This window comes from Undibacterium sp. Ji42W (assembly GCF_049340405.1).
In the GTDB taxonomy this organism is placed as follows: Bacteria; Pseudomonadota; Gammaproteobacteria; order Burkholderiales; family Burkholderiaceae_D; genus Undibacterium.
In genome coordinates this window covers 367973-386398 of the sequence record NZ_JBMPOV010000007.1, presented here as the reverse complement: position 1 = coordinate 386398, position 18426 = coordinate 367973, and the positions used below count along the sequence as shown (strand labels likewise).

Genomic DNA, 18426 nt, shown 5'->3' with positions numbered 1-18426 from the left:
ATTAAGCTGAGTTCAACTCCATTGCTGCGCTTCATCTGCGACTCTTTTGACAGTCCCGATAACATCATCATCTATGTCGAGACGGCCATTTGGAGCGCCTGGATAGGGAACTCCGGTATATTTAAAAGCGTCTTCAAGGTCATTGTGACAGTCATTCACCCAAGGGAACCACAATCCCTTATTCCAGCCTGGATAACGTTGAATACGGTCCATAAAATCACGGGCAGTCATCCCATCTGGAAGAGTAACACTATGATAAGGATTTTCAAAGCCATATCCTCCTGCTCCTTTCGTAATACCGAAAAGGCCGTCTCGGCCTTTTTGCTGCTCGGTTTCAGGGCTGGCAACGTAAGCATGATTTAACCCAGGTATTCCAAAAGCATTACTGGAATAGACACGCACTGTTGGGCGCGTATTCATTGCTTCACTATTGCTCCTTCCTTTCTCTTGGGTATTTTTCAAAAGAGATAAAAACGGAACTGAATCGGAACTCAAACTACCATTTCTGATGTTATCGAGAAAATTGTCGCTTATTCGCTTTGTATTACTCTCAGTTTTTTCGGGCCCAACGAGTACAGACCGAAGCGGACTACTGCTACCGCTTAATTTGGTGTATTGAGCCAACTCACCTGAGCTTGGTGTATATCCATATTCTTGCTTGAACTGAGTTTTTATTCCATCACTGGCCTGTTTGAAATTGGTATCGCCGATATCAACATTTTGATAGTTTATTTTTTCCGGGCTCAGAAAAGTTAACTTTGACAGATCTCCAGAATTTTCTATCGCTCCCATGGATACAGGACGTCTCATTTGAATCTCTCTGGAACCTGCCATGTCCTGTTCGTAGCTTATATCCCTGTCAGGACTGCGAACAAATGATAATGGTTCAGAACTTAGCTCAAGATTCTCGATGCCAGTTGTCAACGGCGAGTATCCGGCATTAAAATCCTCGTCTGGCCTATCAATAAGATATGGAAGCCCATCATCACCAAAAATTCTTTGAAGATTTGCCATTATTTTTCCTTTCAATATAAATATTGCGATGCGAATTCTGAGAAGAACTTCTGCATTGCCATCGGCAACTGCCCGTAATCTGAAGATCAAAAAAAGCTATCCATATTGGATAGCCTTATGCTTCGCGTGCTTTTTTAAATACTTTTACTTAGCCAGGTCGTTTGGTAAACGCGACCAGATCATTGAACAAACTGCTGACGAATGGCCAGGCTGGTTCCATCTGCGCTTCAATGCTCAGGCTGGTAGCAATGAAGTTGCGTACAATCAGGGCTTTGCTACTGCCCGGTGTTGCGGGTATCAGGTTTTCTATATCGAGTATCAATTTTTTGATTTGCTCTTTATGTTCAGCGAGAAAGCTGATGATTTGTAATATGGTTGCGGCGATTTGCAGCATGACATCGTCCTTAAAATTGGCAATTACGTGTAAGTTGAATGCCGTAGATCGATTTGAAGTAAGCGCGTGCGTAGTCAAGCGCAGAATGTGGTATCGAGTCCGGCGAGTGGGTTGTCACTGTCGTTGATTGTGGCGCCAGACTGTTGCTGCAGCGTTGCTGTTGCCACCAGCGCTGGTATTGTTGGCAAGTTGCCGCTGAAGCTGTGATCTTCGATTGGAGTAGGCTGATCTGCTTTTGCTGGCAGTAAGCCGGCTCTTTTAGAGGTGATGACAGGGAGCACGATGCCAACAAGACTGACGACGCCAATAGCAAGACCATTGAGCTGTTCAGGCGTGATAGCGATTTGAAGGCCAAATTCGTTACCAAATTGAAGCGCTGCGCCCATTGCCGCAGCAAGGGCAGCGATTGAAATGCCGCCGTTTTTCCAGAGTTCAACATTGCTGACCTCACTGCCTTTGCGAAAGAGATTAATGATGGCACTTATTTTTTCAAACATGATCTACCTCCCATAAAGCATTGTTTGCCAAGCGATTGATCCAACCCGCGCCAAAACTCGGCCAGTTGGACAATTTGGTATAAAACTGCATGCGGTGAGCCTGCATGCGCCTGGCTAGTTTGTCGGCACTGATCTTGTCCATGGCTGCCAGGGTGATCGGGCCGACAATGCCATCTTCAGCGACGCCAAGGGCGCGTTGCAGCAGCCTCGTGGCGGTACCTGCACCACAATTAACGGCGCAGTCAAAAAATTCGAAGGCGACAGCGAACGGCAATTGATCAAGATGATTGGCATCCCAAAAGTCACGCTTGTAAAGCGCTTTGGCTTGCTCCAGAGTGAGTGCTGCAATATCAAGTTTGGGGTAACTGCGCTGACTGATACCAAACCGCGTAAGTTTGCCAGCGTCCAGAGGGTGATTACTCGTGCCTCCTTCGCTTTTCAGAACCGGAGCAATGCAGATATCAAAGTTGCTCATGTTGTTGCTCCTTCCATCGTTGTTCTGCTTCCTGTCTTTCTATTTCTGCTGTCTGCAAGCTGACCCAGCGCTGGCGTAGCAGGATGAGTGATATGGCGATACCTATGAGCATGGATGCAATTGATAAATAACCCTGAATGTCGGCTATAGAAGTCAGGGGTGCAATTGCTGTCGTGATCGCTGGTACTGCCAGGGCAGTTTTCGGGTTGTTGTTAATTGCCACTACTACCTGGCTAGCGGCAGTTTCGGCATGTTCGGGAATATTCATGAATACAGTCCTTACAAATTTTTCGGCCTAAATCAGGATGGTAAAATCGTCATGCAGATTAGTGACATGACGATTTTTATTTGTTCAAGAAGGGGATAATGCAGTGGAATTGGATAGATATAAATTTTCTGCTCAGCGGTATTACCGCGAACAATACATTTAACGGGGTGATATGTAATTACTGGAAAAATTGGACATCGCGAACTGTTTTTACAATAGGGTGTCCTTTATATCTTTTTGCCATTAAAACCCTTAGTTCATCATAGAGTGCTCGGGATTATTGGTCGCATCAATTATGATGCTCCCATAAAATAACTACCTATTCCCTTGACTAAGCCACCTATCAAATTTGCATTACTATTATCACCACCGCCTTGATCAGATTTGGTAGAGGTTCCATTAGTGGTTGATGTACCGTTGACACCAATGTATGGAGACAACAGTCCGTTGATTCTGGTAGCTTGATTCAATGCATAATCATTTTGATTATTTGCAGTTCCATAGGCGTTATTGATCAATGAAGTGACTGCATTCATGCCATTCAGTTTATTCTGGCTATTGAGCTGATTATTAGCCAACTGCCATGCAGAATTTTGCATATTGGCTTGCTGACGATTACCCAGATTTGCCATATTGGTAGCCTGCATGCCTTGATAATTGTTTTGATTAGCTTGCTGCAAGAAACCCGCATTGGCCAGATTGGTTTGCAAGGCACCACCAAACAATTGCGACAACACATTATTTTGTGCCGCCGCATTGAATTGATTATTATTGTTTGCCATCTGCGCATTGCTGAGATTAACCTGATTCTTTGCACCTGCATCCTGCCCCGCCACATTGTATTGCTGGCCTGACAGGCCCATCGCTGCATTAAGCTGATTTTGTCTGTCTTGGTTATATTGGCCAGATTGCGCAGCAACCGCGGCGTCTGTCATGTTTTGCCCAACTTGTGACAAGGCGCGGCTCATATTGCGTGCCAGGGAATCTGCCGCTTTTCCTTCTGCGATACCCTGACGTGATCCGCCATACTGGCCGTTGGCAATGGCATCTCCACGCAAAGAAGGCAAAATATCTTCCTTGAACTGTTGCATGGCATCGCTTTGCAAATTCTGGAATTGTGCAGAACTTTGATTCAGGCCTTTCTGGATTGCGCCAGCCAGATAGGGATTATTTCCAAGATCGCCGTAAATGACATCTTGAAATGCCTTACCCAGGCCGAGATTATTTTGACCAGGAGCGCTAATCATGGCAGCCGGACCTGCTTGCGTCAAAGCAGAAGTTGCGGCCTGATAGCCTTGCGGCATCTGGCTAAAAGCTGCGTTCATCGGCATTGTGTAGGCACTTTGTGCGGCCTGCATGCTGACAGGGTCATAAGCGTTCTTCATCAGCCTGAAGGCGGAGTCCCTCGCTTCCCCCATATCCCAGGCCGAATTGGCACCAAGATAATTATCAGCAGCCTGACCATACAAACGCAGCCCTTCATTTTGCGGTTTGTCCAGCATTGCTTGATAACGCGAAAGCAAGCCGCCGCTGGTTTGATAATCTTCAGATTTGTAAATGGGATTGCCATTTTCATCCGTGCCTGTTGGAATCGCACCGTTTTTTAAGGTTTTTTCGCCCGACCCAAATAAGATGGCAGCAATGCGTGGATCAAGCTCTTGTTTGACGACTTGTGTTTGCGAGCCCGAACTACCGCCCCCACTACCACCACCGCCTCCGCCACTCATGATGCCACCGACCAGGGCGCTCGCCGCGCCACCTGCTACAGCTACAAAAGACATTATTATTTCTCCAATTTATTTACTTCTTCCATTGCTAATCGGCTTTTCCTGGTTTGAAGTTGATCGCTCTGTACCACCAGCTCATCTTCTATCTCTTCAATGACAAGTAAATCCGTTCTACAAACCGTTGTCCAAACCGTATCTGCGTGAGCAAAGCCGACCCGCTTCATACCAGCCTTAGTGGGTAAAACGCAATATCCGGTGATACGCCGCATACCATCGTCAGTTGATACTGAAATATCGCCACACACGACATTCAAGTGATCTTTTTTGTGCGTGGTGCCAACCAGCACCGTACCAGCAGGTATATGTATGGTTCTTGCATACATGCCGCCAGACAGGCAATGTTCGGTATTCAAATCAATTTGTGGACCATGCCTAAGGCATTCTTCCAGTTTCGATACAGCATCATGTTTAATTAGTTCCGCCATGATTTATCCTAAAAAAACCCATGATGCGCTTGCACCTTTGTAGTAATACACACCGATGCCAGCTCCCGGATTCCACAAACTGCCATCAGCGTAGCGAATGTCGCCATCCCTTGGCTTGGTCGGGGCGACTGTGGTTTTGTCTAAATGCCCTACCGATAATCCAGCAATGGCTGTGGCTATTTTTTGAAGTTCAGAAGAAAAAAAACGCTGCATTTCTGCAGCGTCATCTGGTAATTGCGATGGCGCGTAGGCCACCGTGTTTGAATTACTTGCTCTCACCATGCCCCCATAATATCCACGTCCATATCAACCGAATCAAGTCGCCATTGAAATGCAGACCCCGATGCGTAACGATGCGAGATATAGCGGCCACTGGCAAACAGATCGACGGCTACGGTAGAACCTATCGTATATGTTCCAGTAACCCACACCGGCTCATCATAGGGTGTGTCGGCATACCCTACGCTTACCTTGACTGTTTCACCCGCATTACCAACAATGCGGGGGCGCACTCCCTTCACCAGTTTAATACTTTCAGGTGTATCAAATGACAAACCCCGGCGCTCCAGATAAGCGCTGGGCAAACTGCCATTGAAGGAAGCTGAGGCATCCAGCATATACAGTCTCTGATCGTTCGACGCCATGACCACGCGCGCAGTATCCGGCGTATAGTCGGGGCCACTCCAGAATGTCAGATCAGAATCCCAGGAATCAGAATCCTGTGCCCAGGTGCCACCAAGATCATTCGATACGGCCCCGTAGTTTGCATGGTTGACATTAGGTAAATCACGGAATGACACCGTCTTGTCGACAAAGTTGTAGACCATGGCCTTATCACAAACTGCGGAACCTATCGCGGGATAAGCCAGGTATATTTCGTTCAGAAAAGGATTCTTGAATACGAATACATTGCTGCGGCTATTGACGTCAATATTCTGAAAGAAAAATCTGCGCGTTTGTTTATCCAATACCGAGCTCGCTGTTTGTCCGTCATGGACGATCACGTCAGAACCAGTCACCACAAAATGCCAGCCATCAAATTCCACAGCACAATTGCGGTTAAGCATACCCGACATGCCCAAGATTTTGGAAAAACGGAACATTGATTGCGCGCCGACAAAGTCCATGCGATGAGTAGAGTTTTCCGTATAGATAATAAAAGAATCGCGTAAAGGCAAGCCATCGACAACAGGGCTGTTTGCTTCTGCCAGATCAACTTCGCCCGCATCCTTGGTCGCATCTGCAGCATCCCAACTCGCTGGGAAAGCACCTGGATCAGCAGGATGTGACCATTTCACCAGAAACGGTTTATTCGTACCGGCAACAGTCAGGTTCATCGCGACCAGAAAATTTTTATACGCCCGCAATGATTTGCAATAAGTGTTTGCTGGCCAGTTAGGCAAGTCAACAAACTTATTTGCCACATTCAAATCCCATGACATCGGAACTTTTGATACGTCGCCAACATTTAATATTGGCAGACCTGAAAGCAAAGCATGAGTCCATTGATTCACTACACCCGTGCGGGGTGCTGCATGTGTAATGTCTGTATGTGTAACCACGCCACCAGAATAAGTAACTGCATGCGACTTGGCTGCACTCATGTACAACCAGTAGCGGTTACCAGAGATCGTCAATGGCAGCACATATTGCGGCACGACAGTTGGTGAGTTATATACTTCGCCATGGCCATAAAACTGGTAAGCATAGCCATCAAGAAAGCGAATATTGCGCACATCTGTCCAGGCATTGACCGGGATCTCATGCTGGGACAAATCCTTATTCACACCAAATTGCCCCACATTTTGTATTTTAACGAGAGCCATATGCGCTTAATAAGCCGTAACGGTTTTGATTGCTGTTAGTAGGTTGTTGCTGTGTAAAACCCTGATTGAGCAATCCCATTGGTTGCTGAAAATTGCTCTGCGACCCCTGGTTTTGTATACCGTAGGGATTTTGTTGATATTGTGAAAATGGGCTTTGAAAATTATTACTCTGGCCGCTATATAAATAGGGATTCGATTGCCCCGATTGGGTTTGCCAGTTGCCAGCTTGCCCTTCATTACCCCAGTAAGCCTGTGCTCTCGGCTGATCAGGGCTGCCCCAATTCATGTTAACAGACTTGCTATAGGCGTTTGCTTGCTGAAACGGTTGTATGTAAGGATTCTGCTGCTGTTGTTGTACCACTGGCACTTGCGGCGGATTTACGGGAGCATCAAACCCGGCCATACCATATGCCTGGCGCTGATTAAACAACTGCTGCTGGGCATTATTGTATGCGCCATTATTGTACGCTTTTGCATACGTCTGACGCTGTTCGTCAATCCCGCCCAATTGCTGCAATTGCTGGGGTGTCAGCTGAGACATTTGCTGTTTCAGGTAATCTTGCTGGGCCGGATTCATGGACTGCGCTTCAGCAATCCGCCGTTGCATGTCAATCAAAGGATCGCTGGAGTACATACCAGACGATTGAACACTATCGAATGGTTTCGCCGCCATCTGTTTTTGGCGGTTTGCGGCAGCGGTTGCCAATTCGGATTGCATACGAAGTGCGGCAAGTTTTTGTTCATAATCTGGCCTGGCACTAGCACCAGGCATGCCAAGTTCGCCGGCCTGATACGGACCACCAACATTTCCTAGCGCCGCCATCCTCGCATTCTGGGCAGCCAGATATTCAGCCGTTGGCATTCCATTAGCTGTGCCCGCAGCCTTTGTATCTGCCAATGCACTAGTTTCAGTACTTTGAATATTGCCAGAGCCCACCCCCTTACCATTAGTAAGATTTTGTGCAGCTGCGACCAAAAATGCATTGTGAGATACATCATAGCCTTTGTTTTTTATTTCGTTATTCCAATAATCAATTCCTGCCTGATCACCAATCCGGCCGAATGGGGTATACCAGTCGGCTGACTTATTAGTAAAGTTCTGACCTGAAATACTATCCGCGCCAACAACTTTACCACTTGCCATATTTTGTGCCGTCGCAGTAAGAAAATTACTATATGCAGTGTCATACCCCTTACTGGCAATTTCTTTATCCCAGTAATCCATACCAGCCTGGTCACCAACTCTTCCAAATGGTTTATACCAATCAGATGATTTGTTAACGCTTAGTTGATTGGCAGATTTAGTGGGGTCACTACCAATTTCAGCAATATTATTTTGTGCCATGACAGTATTTATCCTTTCGATTTAGTAAATACCCGACCATCCCAATGATCACCTATTGATACCGTATCGTCACAGAGGATGTAGCCTTCTACCATGCCCAAAACGATGTTCACCACTATGTTATTTTCAATTTCTGCGCTTTTCATGTTCACCACCAGTAAATAACTACCAAACCATCGCCACCTTTGCCAGAAGTGCCGGAGTCAGTTCCACCTCCGCCACCGGATGGGAAGCCGCCGTCGGTAGCATTTCCACCAGAAGTCCCTGGCGACTTACCCCCTGATCCCGCGCCCCCCATAAGAGCATGCAGAATTCCATCAATTGCAGCACCAACCACCTGTCCCGAATACACACCCGATTTACCCCCCGTTCCTCCACACCACCCACTCGCTCCGCCACCACCAGCGAATAAACTTGCCCCAGCATTGCCATAATAATTTCCGAAGCCTCCTCCCGCACCACCCCAAACTGCGCTTCCTCCTACACTCATTCCGTCGGAGTTAGCGCCACCATATTCACTTGAGGCATTAACATTCAGATTTGAAATCGGAACGTTACTACTGCGAATATTTGGTCCTCCACCCAAACCATTTGCATTGCCAGGCCCTGCTATACCTCCTCCTCCTCCTCCATATGAGGAGCTACCAGCACCTCCCCCATATGCTTCGATTAAAAATCCCAATATTAATGAACCAAAAGCAGATTTCCCTCCTGTACTTCCAACACCTACGCCACCTGTTACAGCTCCGCCCCCTGCACCGACAATCACTGGCACCACAGTCCCAGGTTTCATCAATTGCGCCGGAATCATAGACCTATGCCTTGCCCCACCACCGCCTCCAGAAGCATAAGTTGCGACACTCGCGCCACTACCGCCGGCACCAAATACATCAACTAAATAATAGTTAGCCAGAGGCACTTGAAAATTTCCAGATACTTTAAACACTTGAAAACCTGCACCGCGTGGTGCTGCTCCAACGAAACCCGTAAACCCAGTCATAATTAGTAATCCCCCGTGTGCACACGTACACGCCAACCTGCGGTTACCGCCGTTCCGATTGCGGCATACAATATATATCCTGCTGGAATAGCGCGATTAACAGGAATCGCGACCTTCGTCTGAGCTGAGATTTCAGTTAAAGTCGTAGCCGGTAAATTCACTTCTTCCCAAAGTATATTATTTGTAGCTGCGGTGGTCGTAGAACCATTATTCAGAAATATGCGTAAAACTGACGCTGTATTCGTACCAATAGGAAGCGCCTCTACGCTTTCAACGAACGCACCATTGAGACCTGCAGGCGCGGAAATTTGTGTCACCGTACCAGTGCCATCTTTTGCGGTATTAGCTGCAGTGATCACAGGTGGCATCGTCGCCGGAAATTTTGGCGTCAATGGAAATATAGGTTTTTGATTCGCGGCCATCCGACCTCTTTAAAAATTATTGTATAAATACAGATCACTGCCGACCGAGCCTGCATCCCCCCAAAAAGCGGTACTGCCATCACTTAAAATAGTCTGACCTGTAGTCGTTACACTTTGCCCAGGTAAAACGGCAGAAAAGACCAATCCATCTGCATACATTTTGCTAACCGCATGAGCAGCAGAAATTGGGGTCGCAACGCTAAGCACCGCAGATGAAAAATCATGCGCACCAGCATAGTTTTCACCAGATTTATTCGCCTTGGAATTCATACTTGCGCCAGACAAAGCTCCACCCACGTCCAAAGAACCACTCACAATCTGATTACCACTCAACGTCAAATTCCCCGTCAAAGTCTGATTCCCAGTCCTCAGCAAAGTCTCCGATCCAGCAATGATGACGAAATTTGTACCGTCATACATCAACAACAGTGGCTGATTAGCGACGATGTCGCCAGCAGTAGGGTCAGCGCCCAGCAAGGTCTTGACCGGCTTCGCGCCTAGACTTGAAACATTCACTGTCAAAGCACCTGTGCCAGCATTGACTGGCCTATACAAGAGCAGCAAGCCAGTCGTATAAGCGAGCAAAGCCGTAACCGGATTCAATACATGTGCCGCAGCAGTACCTGTATCTGCAGCGGTTACAATCACCGCACCAGTAAAGCCAGCGAAGCATTCCTTCAATACGGTTTTTAACATGCGGATATGGTCATCGCCCTGGGATTTAGGGTCAGATGCCGTTGGATTTGTGATCGTCAGATCATTGATATAGTTTGCAGTTTCCAATGCCATTATTTAGCCCTCACTTGCATGGTTGAACCTGAATACCAGTCTATGGAATTGATGGCATCCACACTTTGCAGATACAGTTTTTCAAAGGTAGGAATACGCGCATCATTCATGATGAAAGGCTGGGCTGCGCATAAAGCAGCGTACAGATAGACATTAGGAAAAGCAGCCAGCAACCAGTTCGTCGTATTGATAGTTGTTAGCGCCGGTATGCGCTGCTGATAAGTCAATTCCAGTTGATAAACTGTATCTGGTATAGGCGCCAGTTGCAGTTGCTGGCCAATGACAGAAAATGCCACCGGCTTGCCAGTCGCTGCACCGGCGTGATCAGCACTGAGTTGATCTGGTGAGGCATAACGCAATACTGTTAAGGGGTCGCTACGCAAGATCAGCCGTCTCATTTCCAGCATATCAAGCGGTAAATTCACATAGGCATTACCAGCTATTGTCTGTAAATTGCTGCGTATATCCATGGGCCGAGCCACGATGTCCGACGACATTTTGGCTTCAGCCAGGGCAATAAAATCAGCAATAAACGGCGTCAGATCAGTACGATGTAACCAGCTACTTACTGCGTTTTGCAAGCTTGCATAATCAGTGATGGCGCTCATACCTGGCCTCTCCATACACGAAAGGCAGACAGGGCTGGATCTGCCAGCATGCTCTTTACATGCACGGCTTCCGCCATGAACTCCTGGAAGCTGATGCCTTTATCGTTCAGATATTTCTCTACTATCACCATGGGAAAAGACGCTGCATGCCGCATGTCATTCGAACCATGCCTTCCTTCCTTATGCAAAGCTTGGGTGTGCTCAGCAATGGCCGTGCAATCCTGTACGCGCTCAAACGTGACATCACCACCTTCGACATGGATATTCGTCGTGACTGCCATTACATATTCTCCAACGGAGAAATCTGCACCACGCCCGCAGCAGCTACCTGTATCGCGGCTATCCTGTCATTACCGTTCACGCTCAGAATGACCGCATCGCCAGGCTGCACCTGCAAATCGGTGCTCAAAGCAGTCGCAGATGATTTGCCAAGGCGCACACAAGCTGGCGCGGTCGCAGCAATACGGATAAAGCGCGGTAATTCACCGCTGGACATTGTGGGAATAGTTGCAGATGCAGACGTGCCCGAAGTGGCAATTGCCACCCCGGTGGTCTGACTCGAAACGGTGATATATCCACCATTCATAAAACCTCCTGCGCTTCACAGCGTTTTAATTCAATTGAAAAAGGCGGGGCTTGCACCCGCCAGCTTTTTTATGCAGTCACAAAATCAGGCTGACTACATAATGCGACGTCAAGAATTACAAAACGTCGTAAATCGCACCATGCGCTTTCGGTGCGCGGCACTCCAGCGTGTATTCCACCACCAGTTCACGTTGCACTGCATCGCCTGTCGTTGCCAATTCGATAGTGCTGAACGGGCGCAGGTAAGCCAGTGCCAGTTTGTCAGCCTGCAAGACAAACACATCACGCGCCGCCTGGAAGCGGTTCGGTACCACTTTCAAAGAACCAAAGTCGGACACATAGACATCAATCGCCGCATACAGCTTGGCATCTTCCGACTTATCGAAACGTGTAGCATTGCCAGAAAATGTCGAGAAGGTCTGTTTCTGCGCCGGGCCGACCATGATGGTATCAGGCTCGCCACCAGCGCTATAGCATTTCTGCAAGACGTTCTTCAACTGTGCTTCAGTAAAAGCGCGCGGCGTACCAACAGTGCGGCCGGTATTGCCGGTATACGATGCCAAAGTACCTGCATTATTATCGACGTTATCAACCACCCAACCGACCAGACCACGCGCCTGACGAGGCGAAGTTGCAGCAAAGTCGAGTTGACACAGGGCCGACTCCATATCACGCTTCAACTCCAGCGAAGCCATGGACAACTGGTAAGCCAGTTCATCCTTGCGCCCCGCCGGGTTCATTGCTTGCTGGGTACCAGAGACAATCACTGTCTTCGATGCGATTTGCGTACGATTACTGAGCCGCACAGTCGGCGTCACACTCTTGGCCGTGGCATTGTCACCTTCTGCTTGCGCATTGGTAGTGACGGCACTGGCCAGGTCCTGCGTTTGCCATTCATGCAAAGTATTGCTGGCCTTTGCCTTGGCTGCCATGTTCATCAAAGGCGTGGTGGTGGGGGAAATGCGATAGATGATATCGCTGAGATCTTCCTTGTTACCGATTGCACTGGTCGTTACATAGGTATTGCTTGGTGCTGTCATAGATTTCTCCGGGGTCTCGCGACCTTAAATAAATTTTGCAAAAAGGGAAGCAGCGTCTTCAACTCTGCCGGATTTGGCAAGACGCTGCATGGCAGCCTGACGACCATCACCACAGGGCGATTCACCCACACCCGGCCTGACTACCTTTTGCGGTATGCTCGTCACACGTTTGGCCGCCGCATTGGCCTTGGACATCATTGCATCGTACAGCATGGCTTTACGGCCCAATAAGACTGCCTTGTGGTCGGCAATGCTGTCTACCAGTTGATGTTCAAAACCTTGTTCCAATAAATATCGGCGAATGGCGTTACTTTCGGCCTCAGCCTTTCTGCTGTCTTTCCAGTCCGGTAGCTTGGCAAGAAGTGCTTCTTGCTGCGTATGGAGCACAGATTCCAGATGCTGCGCCTGCTCTGCCTGGGCAATATGTGCCAGGCGTTGTTGTTGCTGAATATTTTTCTGGTAGGCTGCTTGTCTCCTTTGATAGAGGTGCTGCTGTTTCAGATATTCAGCGGGATTATTGTCCAGCAGATGTTCCCAGTCTATCTGCTGTTGCTGGTTCAAGGCTCCTTCGATTTGTGCCGCCATCTTTTGCAGATTGCTGGCATATTCCTGGCGCTCCTGGGTGGCCCTATGGATTTCAGCATCGGCAGCTTTGCGCTGCTCGGCAACTTCCATGGTCTTTCTGGTGTAGTCAGATTGACGCAAGCCATTCTTATAGGCATCTGCCAACTCTGCCTTGGACAAATTAACGGTCTTGCCATCCACTACGATGGTGACAGCCTCATCATCCCCGGCATACAAGTCCTGCTCTTCGTCCTCAATAACTGGCTCTGCAGACAAAGTATCGCTCCTGTCCCGTCGTCCACTCAAGTCATCCAGGATTTCCTTCTCCAAAGCCTGGGCGCTTTTTTCGTGTGCCAGCGGCTCCAAAAAAGCGCCTAAAGCTTGCGCTGCACCATCTACATTCAAAGCACTACTTGTGGGTTCAGTTACCTGATTATCCATATTCCATCTCCAATCAATGAATGGGACTTCCACCCATTCCCGACGCCTCGCGGCGTTAAGATTTATCCGGCAGAAAAGCCGCTACTGCGGCACATCCAGTGTGCCGGACCGCCACTAGACTTTGATAAGTTCACCACTATTGAGCTGATAAGCAGCCTCTCCACATGCCACCCTGACCCAGCCCTTGCCTGTCTGTATCATCTCCACCGTAGGGCGTGGATGAAAAGCCATTGCCACCGAATTCTTCCAGCCCTTGAAATCCTGCACGACCTTTACCAGCTCTTCAAACGATGCATCAGGCCTTGCTTGTGCTCCACTTCCAGTTGCGCCAGCTTGCCGGTTTCCAGTGTCGTATCCAGCTGGCTTTTGAGTTTCTTCAGCATGGCCAGATACATCCAGAGTTTTTCCCGCCCCTCGGCGTCGCGCGCTGGTGAGTTTTTCCATTTTTCCGTGACCTCGTTTTCTATGTCGGCAAATGCCTGCTGATAGGCTTCATTCTCCAGCACTTCCCTGGCGCGGCTGGCTGCATGTACGCGTTGTTCAAATGTGCTCATCATTTACCCCAGTCAATCCATCTGTCATTCCTGCAGTTAAACCGTTCATACAAGCATCCAGTTGCGGTCGTGGCTGCATCTTCGCTTCCGCAGCAATACGGGCAACCATCATCCTGGTTTCTGCTTCCAGTTGCGCTTTCCAGCGTTCAAACTCCATGCGTTGCTGCGCAAGTTGTGCATCCAGTTGTGCTTTATGCTGGCGTTCCTGCATATCATTCTGTGATTGCGCCTGCTGTTTTTGGGCTTCCAGTTGCAGTTCACGCTCACGCAGCATGGCTTCCTGCTGCAATTCGCGTTCGCGCATTTGCATGTCCATCAAGTGCTTTTCTTTGCTCGCCTGCATTTGCATCTGTGTCTTTTGCTGTTCGGCCTGCATCTGCATTTGCGCAGGATCAGGCGGTGGCGGCGGTGCCGGCGGATTTTTAGCTGGGTCGTTAAAAAACTTGTCGCCGTTCTTAAATCCCAGCAAGCGCGCCAGTTCAGAACTGGATTGATAAATCCCTTGCGAATTCGCTATTCCCAAAGGAAAGACCTTTTCCTGCTGCGCCAGCAAGGCCATCAGATGATTCACTTTCTGGTCTTTATTTCCCAGGCCTATGCCAACATTGATACTCACATCAAACTGATTGCGCCATTCACGCGGATCAATATCCACCCAGCCATTCGATAACCTGACCTGCGCTTTCTTGTCCTGATGCTGGCATATCAGTTTCAACACCAGCTTGAACAATTCAGTAAAACCTTCAGCAAAATTACGCGAGATCAAATCCAGGCGCATATCCGCCTTGTTGGTGATGATATTCATCCCCTGCGCAGTCTGATTCAAGCCATCAGAGTCATTACCCTGGCTATACCGTGTCCAGCCTGTCTTGTTTTCCAGGTCTTGCTGTATATACTCGAGCAAACCCATGGCTTCACCCGTATTGCCTTGCGCCTGGTCCAACCTGCCTACCGCGCCAGACTGTTTGATACGCACCACGCCACCTGGCCGTGAAGTTAGCAAATCATCCAGATTAACCTGGCCCTCCACGGCGTAATAGCGGCCATTGACGTTGAGATAAAGATTATCGAGTTGGCTGCGCAAGATGCTGGTCTTGGTCTTCTGGCTCTCCATCGCCAGATCGGCAATCGACAGACCAAAGAAGGTATGTGGCAATGGCACAGGTGTAATATCCACAAAGGGGATGAAATCGACCTCTTCATTATCAAGCAACTCATTACCCGCCACCGTCACTTTGCGCAATTCACTGATGCCATCACCGTCAAAATCACAACGTACATACGCTTCCGTGATCCATATCTTGCGCTGACTGTCATCGGCAGTCGTCACTTCATCCGACAGGTAGGCATTTTCATCATTCCAGCTCAATCGCTCAATGCGTTCCAGGTTTAACGCATGCCCCTGGTCTTCGCCACTGATATTGTCCACATTCTTGTAGCCCATAGATTTCAGCTCAGACACTGTCCTCTGCACCCTGTGCCCGACAAACTTGGCCGTCTGTATATCCTTGGCATTGCGAGCAATCAGAAATTCTTCAGGCGGTACATTGTCTATCTGTATCTTGCCACCAGTCTTCACACGTTTGCAGGTAATGTCGTAAAACATTTCAGGTGGCTGTGACTGGATTTGCTGTAGCTGCGCTTGCAACTGTTGCACAACTGGATTAACTTGCAAATTTGCTGACGGCATACCCGGCTGACCAGGCGGTTGGCCGGGTTGCTGAGCATTCACTTGCAGCGCCTGCTGCATTTGCTGGTTAATTTGCTCTACTACCTGCTGGCGCTGCTTCGCATCATCCTCATCCGGATATGCCTGCTGGGCTATCACTTCAATTTCAGAATCATCAAGGATTTGCGCCAACTCTATCTGGCTCAAACCTTTGTATTCTTCTTTCGCCTCTTCAAAGCGAGTGTCCCACCACACTTTTACAATGCCATTTTTCTGCAGCAAGGCATCCTTCATCCACACATAAGCTATCTTGTGACCATTGTTCTTTTTAAAGAAAAGGTAATTGATATACTCAGTCGCCGCCTTCGCCCTGGCTTCATCGTCCGGGTTTTGCGGTTCAAACTCCACAATGGAATCACCACCGCAAAACGTCACCATCAATTGCGGCAACATCGACTCTATCGTGTCACGCACATCAGTAGAAACCACCGATGAACGGCCATCCACCTCTGGTGGTGACAAATCACCCACCGCCAGGCCCAGATAATAATATTCCGCCTTTTGTCTGGCTTGCGACAAACGCGAAGATGAATAACCCAGGCTCTGGCGCATTTCTGTCTGCACCAGTGCTTTCAATTCGTCTTGAGATAAAGCTTTAGCCATTCCATCCTCTATGCATAAGTAAATTTAGGGTAAGTCAGTTTGCCGCCCCATTCCTCGTTTGACATCGTTTCTGCATTGATGCAGATATAGCGCAGGTTATCTGCACCATGGCTGAACTCATCATGCAATGGCGCGCCCGCCTCATTCGTGCTTTGGTTGATCACCCGTCGATAACGCTTGACGCATTCAATCAGGCGCGTAGTTTTGTCCGCATCAAACCACAAGCGTCCAAATGTCATGCGCGTCAGGCGTATGCCATCTTCCACACTCATACTCGGTGTGATTGCCACATCCCAGCCCAGAGCGGTCATAATTTCTTCGGCACTCTTGCCGGTCTTGAAGTCCTTGTTGCGACCATCGTGAGGTAAAAATAATTTTCCCCAGTTCATATTCTTTTGCTTCAACAAGGCCGAGTAATAATCCAGAGTCTGATGGGCGTCTTCCAGATATTCAATTACCCGCAATTCTGAACTTTGTCTTTGCACCAGGCTGATCGCCATCGCATCATTCCAGCCCAGATCAACCACCACATGCACTTTCAGTATGGGGTCATATGGCACACGACAAATCCTGCCCTGTGCGCCAGCAACTTCATGGTAATAAATCGCGCCACTGACTGCAGGTTTACATTCGCCATCCCAGATATTTTTATAAGCTTCAGGCTCACGCTGCATGCAGGTTTGCCTTTCTCTTTCCAGCACTTCAGGGAACCAGGGGTTATCACGCCAGTTCATCAAGATTGAGACGCAATCATGCGGTGGTCTTGCGACAAAACGCTGATGGGTAGGATCAGTTTCCAGTTCAGGGTTATAAGTCACCCAGATTTCTGAGCCTGCTGTACGTATCGTCGGTATTAAAATACTCCATGACCTGTCCGATACACTTTGCCCTTTCTCTATCCACACTTTGGTACAACCTTCAAAAGACTTGATACTGTCAGCCGTCTGGTCCGACAAACCGCTGAAATAAAAACGCGTGCCATTCATGCCGCGAATTTCTGATTCATACACCTGGTAGAAATGATTCAAGCCTAGCGCTGCAATCTGGTCACGCAATAACTGATGCACAGATTGCTTGATCGATTTCTGCAATTCGCGTGCGCATAAAATCCGCTCCACATTCTGCACGCCCAACAACAACAAGGCGCGGGCAAAGCCCCAGGACTTGCCACTGCCGCGCCCACCACGCGCCACCTTGTAACGCGCTGGCTGGAATAAAAATTCCAGCTTTTCAGGAAACTCGCATTCAATCTGCATTCGGCTTGACCAGTTTGATGGCGATATCGCTAATCAGATGTTCGCCATTTTCACCTGCACCATTCACTTGCAGGGGTAAAATCTTCAGATACAACACTGTCCAGAAGGCTTTTTCATTGGTCGGGTCTTCTCTTGCCCACTGCGCCAGGCGCAATGCGCCACCTAGTTCTTCACCCGCTTTGGCAATCGCATCCCTGACCGTCAATGTAGATTGACTGACTGTTTTCTTAGGCCGTCCGCGCGTCTTGGCAGCTGGCTTGACCGCCATCTCAGATACAGCAGCAGCTTTCACAATTTTGCTTTCACTCATCTATTTTCAGGACGCCTTGCGGCTTGTCCTACTCCAGGTTATCAGCATAGCCCCGTACGGGAATCATGGGCAGCGCATCTGCACGGGCTGCATAGACCGCAATTGCAGGCGCACATTCCCATGATTCCCGTCAACGCCCAAAAAGATTTACCTGTCTGCTGTTTCGCGTTCAGTATGGTCAGCACTATGTGATAGGGTGATACGCTTGCAATCACAAACAGGTAAAAGCCTGAGCGCCAGCACAAGCATGTCGTGCGGCGCAATTCTGTCAATTTTCTGCATTCATCGACAAGATTCATTAACAAAATTTGCGAACAAAAATTCGTGAACAAAACGCAGAAAACAAAAAGCCCCGCTGCTTTACAGTAGCGGGGCCAGATCAACTCTAACAAATCAAATTCTTCAGGACGCAAATCGCCCTGAACAGAACTATACACTGATTATATAATCAGTGCAAATATTTCTTAAGCTCCAGCATTCACAGGAAAATTCTC

General features: G+C 48.5%; 23 protein-coding genes. All 23 read right to left on the bottom strand.

The features are described 5' to 3' along the window. Nucleotides 1–12: 12 nt before the first annotated feature. A complete protein-coding gene (locus ACO0LG_RS17780) occupies nt 13–1014 on the bottom strand; it encodes a hypothetical protein (RefSeq protein WP_423028725.1) in 1002 nt (333 codons plus the stop codon). A gap of 148 nt (nt 1015–1162) precedes the next feature. Then, nucleotides 1163–1408, bottom strand: a complete 246-nt coding sequence (locus ACO0LG_RS17775; protein WP_423028723.1) for a hypothetical protein — start codon at nt 1406–1408, stop codon at nt 1163–1165. 74 nt (nt 1409–1482) lie between these two features. Beyond that, the gene (locus ACO0LG_RS17770) at nt 1483–1905 is read right to left on the bottom strand and encodes a hypothetical protein (protein ID WP_423028721.1); all 423 of its coding nucleotides are present in this window, start codon (nt 1903–1905) and stop codon (nt 1483–1485) included. Beyond that, entirely contained in the window at nt 1898–2380 is a 483-nt protein-coding gene (locus ACO0LG_RS17765; RefSeq protein WP_423028719.1) for a glycoside hydrolase family 108 protein, read from the bottom strand. Before ACO0LG_RS17765 ends, ACO0LG_RS17770 begins: the two co-directional genes overlap by 8 nt. Beyond that, complete coding sequence (locus ACO0LG_RS17760) at nt 2367–2648, bottom strand: hypothetical protein (RefSeq protein WP_423028717.1); 282 nt, start codon at nt 2646–2648, stop codon at nt 2367–2369. The genes ACO0LG_RS17765 and ACO0LG_RS17760 overlap by 14 nt, the downstream gene beginning before the upstream one ends. Nucleotides 2649–2941: 293 nt before the next feature. Then, entirely contained in the window at nt 2942–4429 is a 1488-nt protein-coding gene (locus tag ACO0LG_RS17755) for a hypothetical protein (RefSeq protein WP_423028715.1), read from the bottom strand. Nucleotides 4430–4431: 2 nt separating this feature from the next. After that, nucleotides 4432–4860: a hypothetical protein gene (locus tag ACO0LG_RS17750; RefSeq protein ID WP_423028713.1), complete on the bottom strand. Its 429-nt coding sequence runs from the start codon at nt 4858–4860 to the stop codon at nt 4432–4434. Between the two features lie 3 nt (nt 4861–4863). After that, entirely contained in the window at nt 4864–5073 is a 210-nt protein-coding gene (locus tag ACO0LG_RS17745; protein WP_423028711.1) for a hypothetical protein, read from the bottom strand. A 62-nt stretch (nt 5074–5135) separates the two neighbouring features. After that, nucleotides 5136–6686: a hypothetical protein gene (locus ACO0LG_RS17740; RefSeq protein WP_423028709.1), complete on the bottom strand. Its 1551-nt coding sequence runs from the start codon at nt 6684–6686 to the stop codon at nt 5136–5138. Continuing rightward, entirely contained in the window at nt 6673–8031 is a 1359-nt protein-coding gene (locus ACO0LG_RS17735; RefSeq protein WP_423028707.1) for a hypothetical protein, read from the bottom strand. The genes ACO0LG_RS17740 and ACO0LG_RS17735 overlap by 14 nt, the downstream gene beginning before the upstream one ends. A gap of 148 nt (nt 8032–8179) precedes the next feature. After that, entirely contained in the window at nt 8180–9031 is an 852-nt protein-coding gene (locus ACO0LG_RS17730) for a glycine-rich domain-containing protein (protein ID WP_423028705.1), read from the bottom strand. A gap of 2 nt (nt 9032–9033) precedes the next feature. After that, entirely contained in the window at nt 9034–9453 is a 420-nt protein-coding gene (locus tag ACO0LG_RS17725; RefSeq protein ID WP_423028703.1) for a hypothetical protein, read from the bottom strand. A gap of 9 nt (nt 9454–9462) precedes the next feature. After that, a complete protein-coding gene (locus ACO0LG_RS17720) occupies nt 9463–10242 on the bottom strand; it encodes a hypothetical protein (RefSeq protein ID WP_423028701.1) in 780 nt (259 codons plus the stop codon). Continuing rightward, nucleotides 10242–10850 (bottom strand): phage adaptor protein, encoded by a 609-nt coding sequence (locus tag ACO0LG_RS17715; RefSeq protein ID WP_423028699.1) that lies wholly within the window; start codon nt 10848–10850, stop codon nt 10242–10244. Before ACO0LG_RS17715 ends, ACO0LG_RS17720 begins: the two co-directional genes overlap by 1 nt. Then, complete coding sequence (locus ACO0LG_RS17710; protein ID WP_423028697.1) at nt 10847–11131, bottom strand: hypothetical protein; 285 nt, start codon at nt 11129–11131, stop codon at nt 10847–10849. The genes ACO0LG_RS17715 and ACO0LG_RS17710 overlap by 4 nt, the downstream gene beginning before the upstream one ends. Further along, a complete protein-coding gene (locus tag ACO0LG_RS17705; RefSeq protein ID WP_423028695.1) occupies nt 11131–11436 on the bottom strand; it encodes a hypothetical protein in 306 nt (101 codons plus the stop codon). The genes ACO0LG_RS17710 and ACO0LG_RS17705 overlap by 1 nt, the downstream gene beginning before the upstream one ends. 115 nt (nt 11437–11551) lie before the next feature. After that, nucleotides 11552–12475: a DUF5309 domain-containing protein gene (locus ACO0LG_RS17700; protein ID WP_423028693.1), complete on the bottom strand. Its 924-nt coding sequence runs from the start codon at nt 12473–12475 to the stop codon at nt 11552–11554. 24 nt (nt 12476–12499) lie between these two features. Further along, entirely contained in the window at nt 12500–13480 is a 981-nt protein-coding gene (locus tag ACO0LG_RS17695) for a hypothetical protein (RefSeq protein ID WP_423028691.1), read from the bottom strand. Between the two features lie 114 nt (nt 13481–13594). Next, nucleotides 13595–13747: a hypothetical protein gene (locus ACO0LG_RS17690; protein ID WP_423028689.1), complete on the bottom strand. Its 153-nt coding sequence runs from the start codon at nt 13745–13747 to the stop codon at nt 13595–13597. Between the two features lie 5 nt (nt 13748–13752). Next, a complete protein-coding gene (locus ACO0LG_RS17685; protein ID WP_423028687.1) occupies nt 13753–14034 on the bottom strand; it encodes a hypothetical protein in 282 nt (93 codons plus the stop codon). Continuing rightward, nucleotides 14021–16366, bottom strand: a complete 2346-nt coding sequence (locus ACO0LG_RS17680) for a portal protein (RefSeq protein ID WP_423028685.1) — start codon at nt 16364–16366, stop codon at nt 14021–14023. Before ACO0LG_RS17680 ends, ACO0LG_RS17685 begins: the two co-directional genes overlap by 14 nt. A gap of 8 nt (nt 16367–16374) precedes the next feature. After that, a complete protein-coding gene (locus tag ACO0LG_RS17675) occupies nt 16375–17622 on the bottom strand; it encodes a PBSX family phage terminase large subunit (RefSeq protein ID WP_423028683.1) in 1248 nt (415 codons plus the stop codon). Next, on the bottom strand, nt 17612–17932 hold the full coding sequence (locus ACO0LG_RS17670) for a hypothetical protein (RefSeq protein ID WP_423028681.1): 321 nt from the start codon (nt 17930–17932) through the stop codon (nt 17612–17614). Before ACO0LG_RS17670 ends, ACO0LG_RS17675 begins: the two co-directional genes overlap by 11 nt. Nucleotides 17933–18426: the final 494 nt, after the last annotated feature.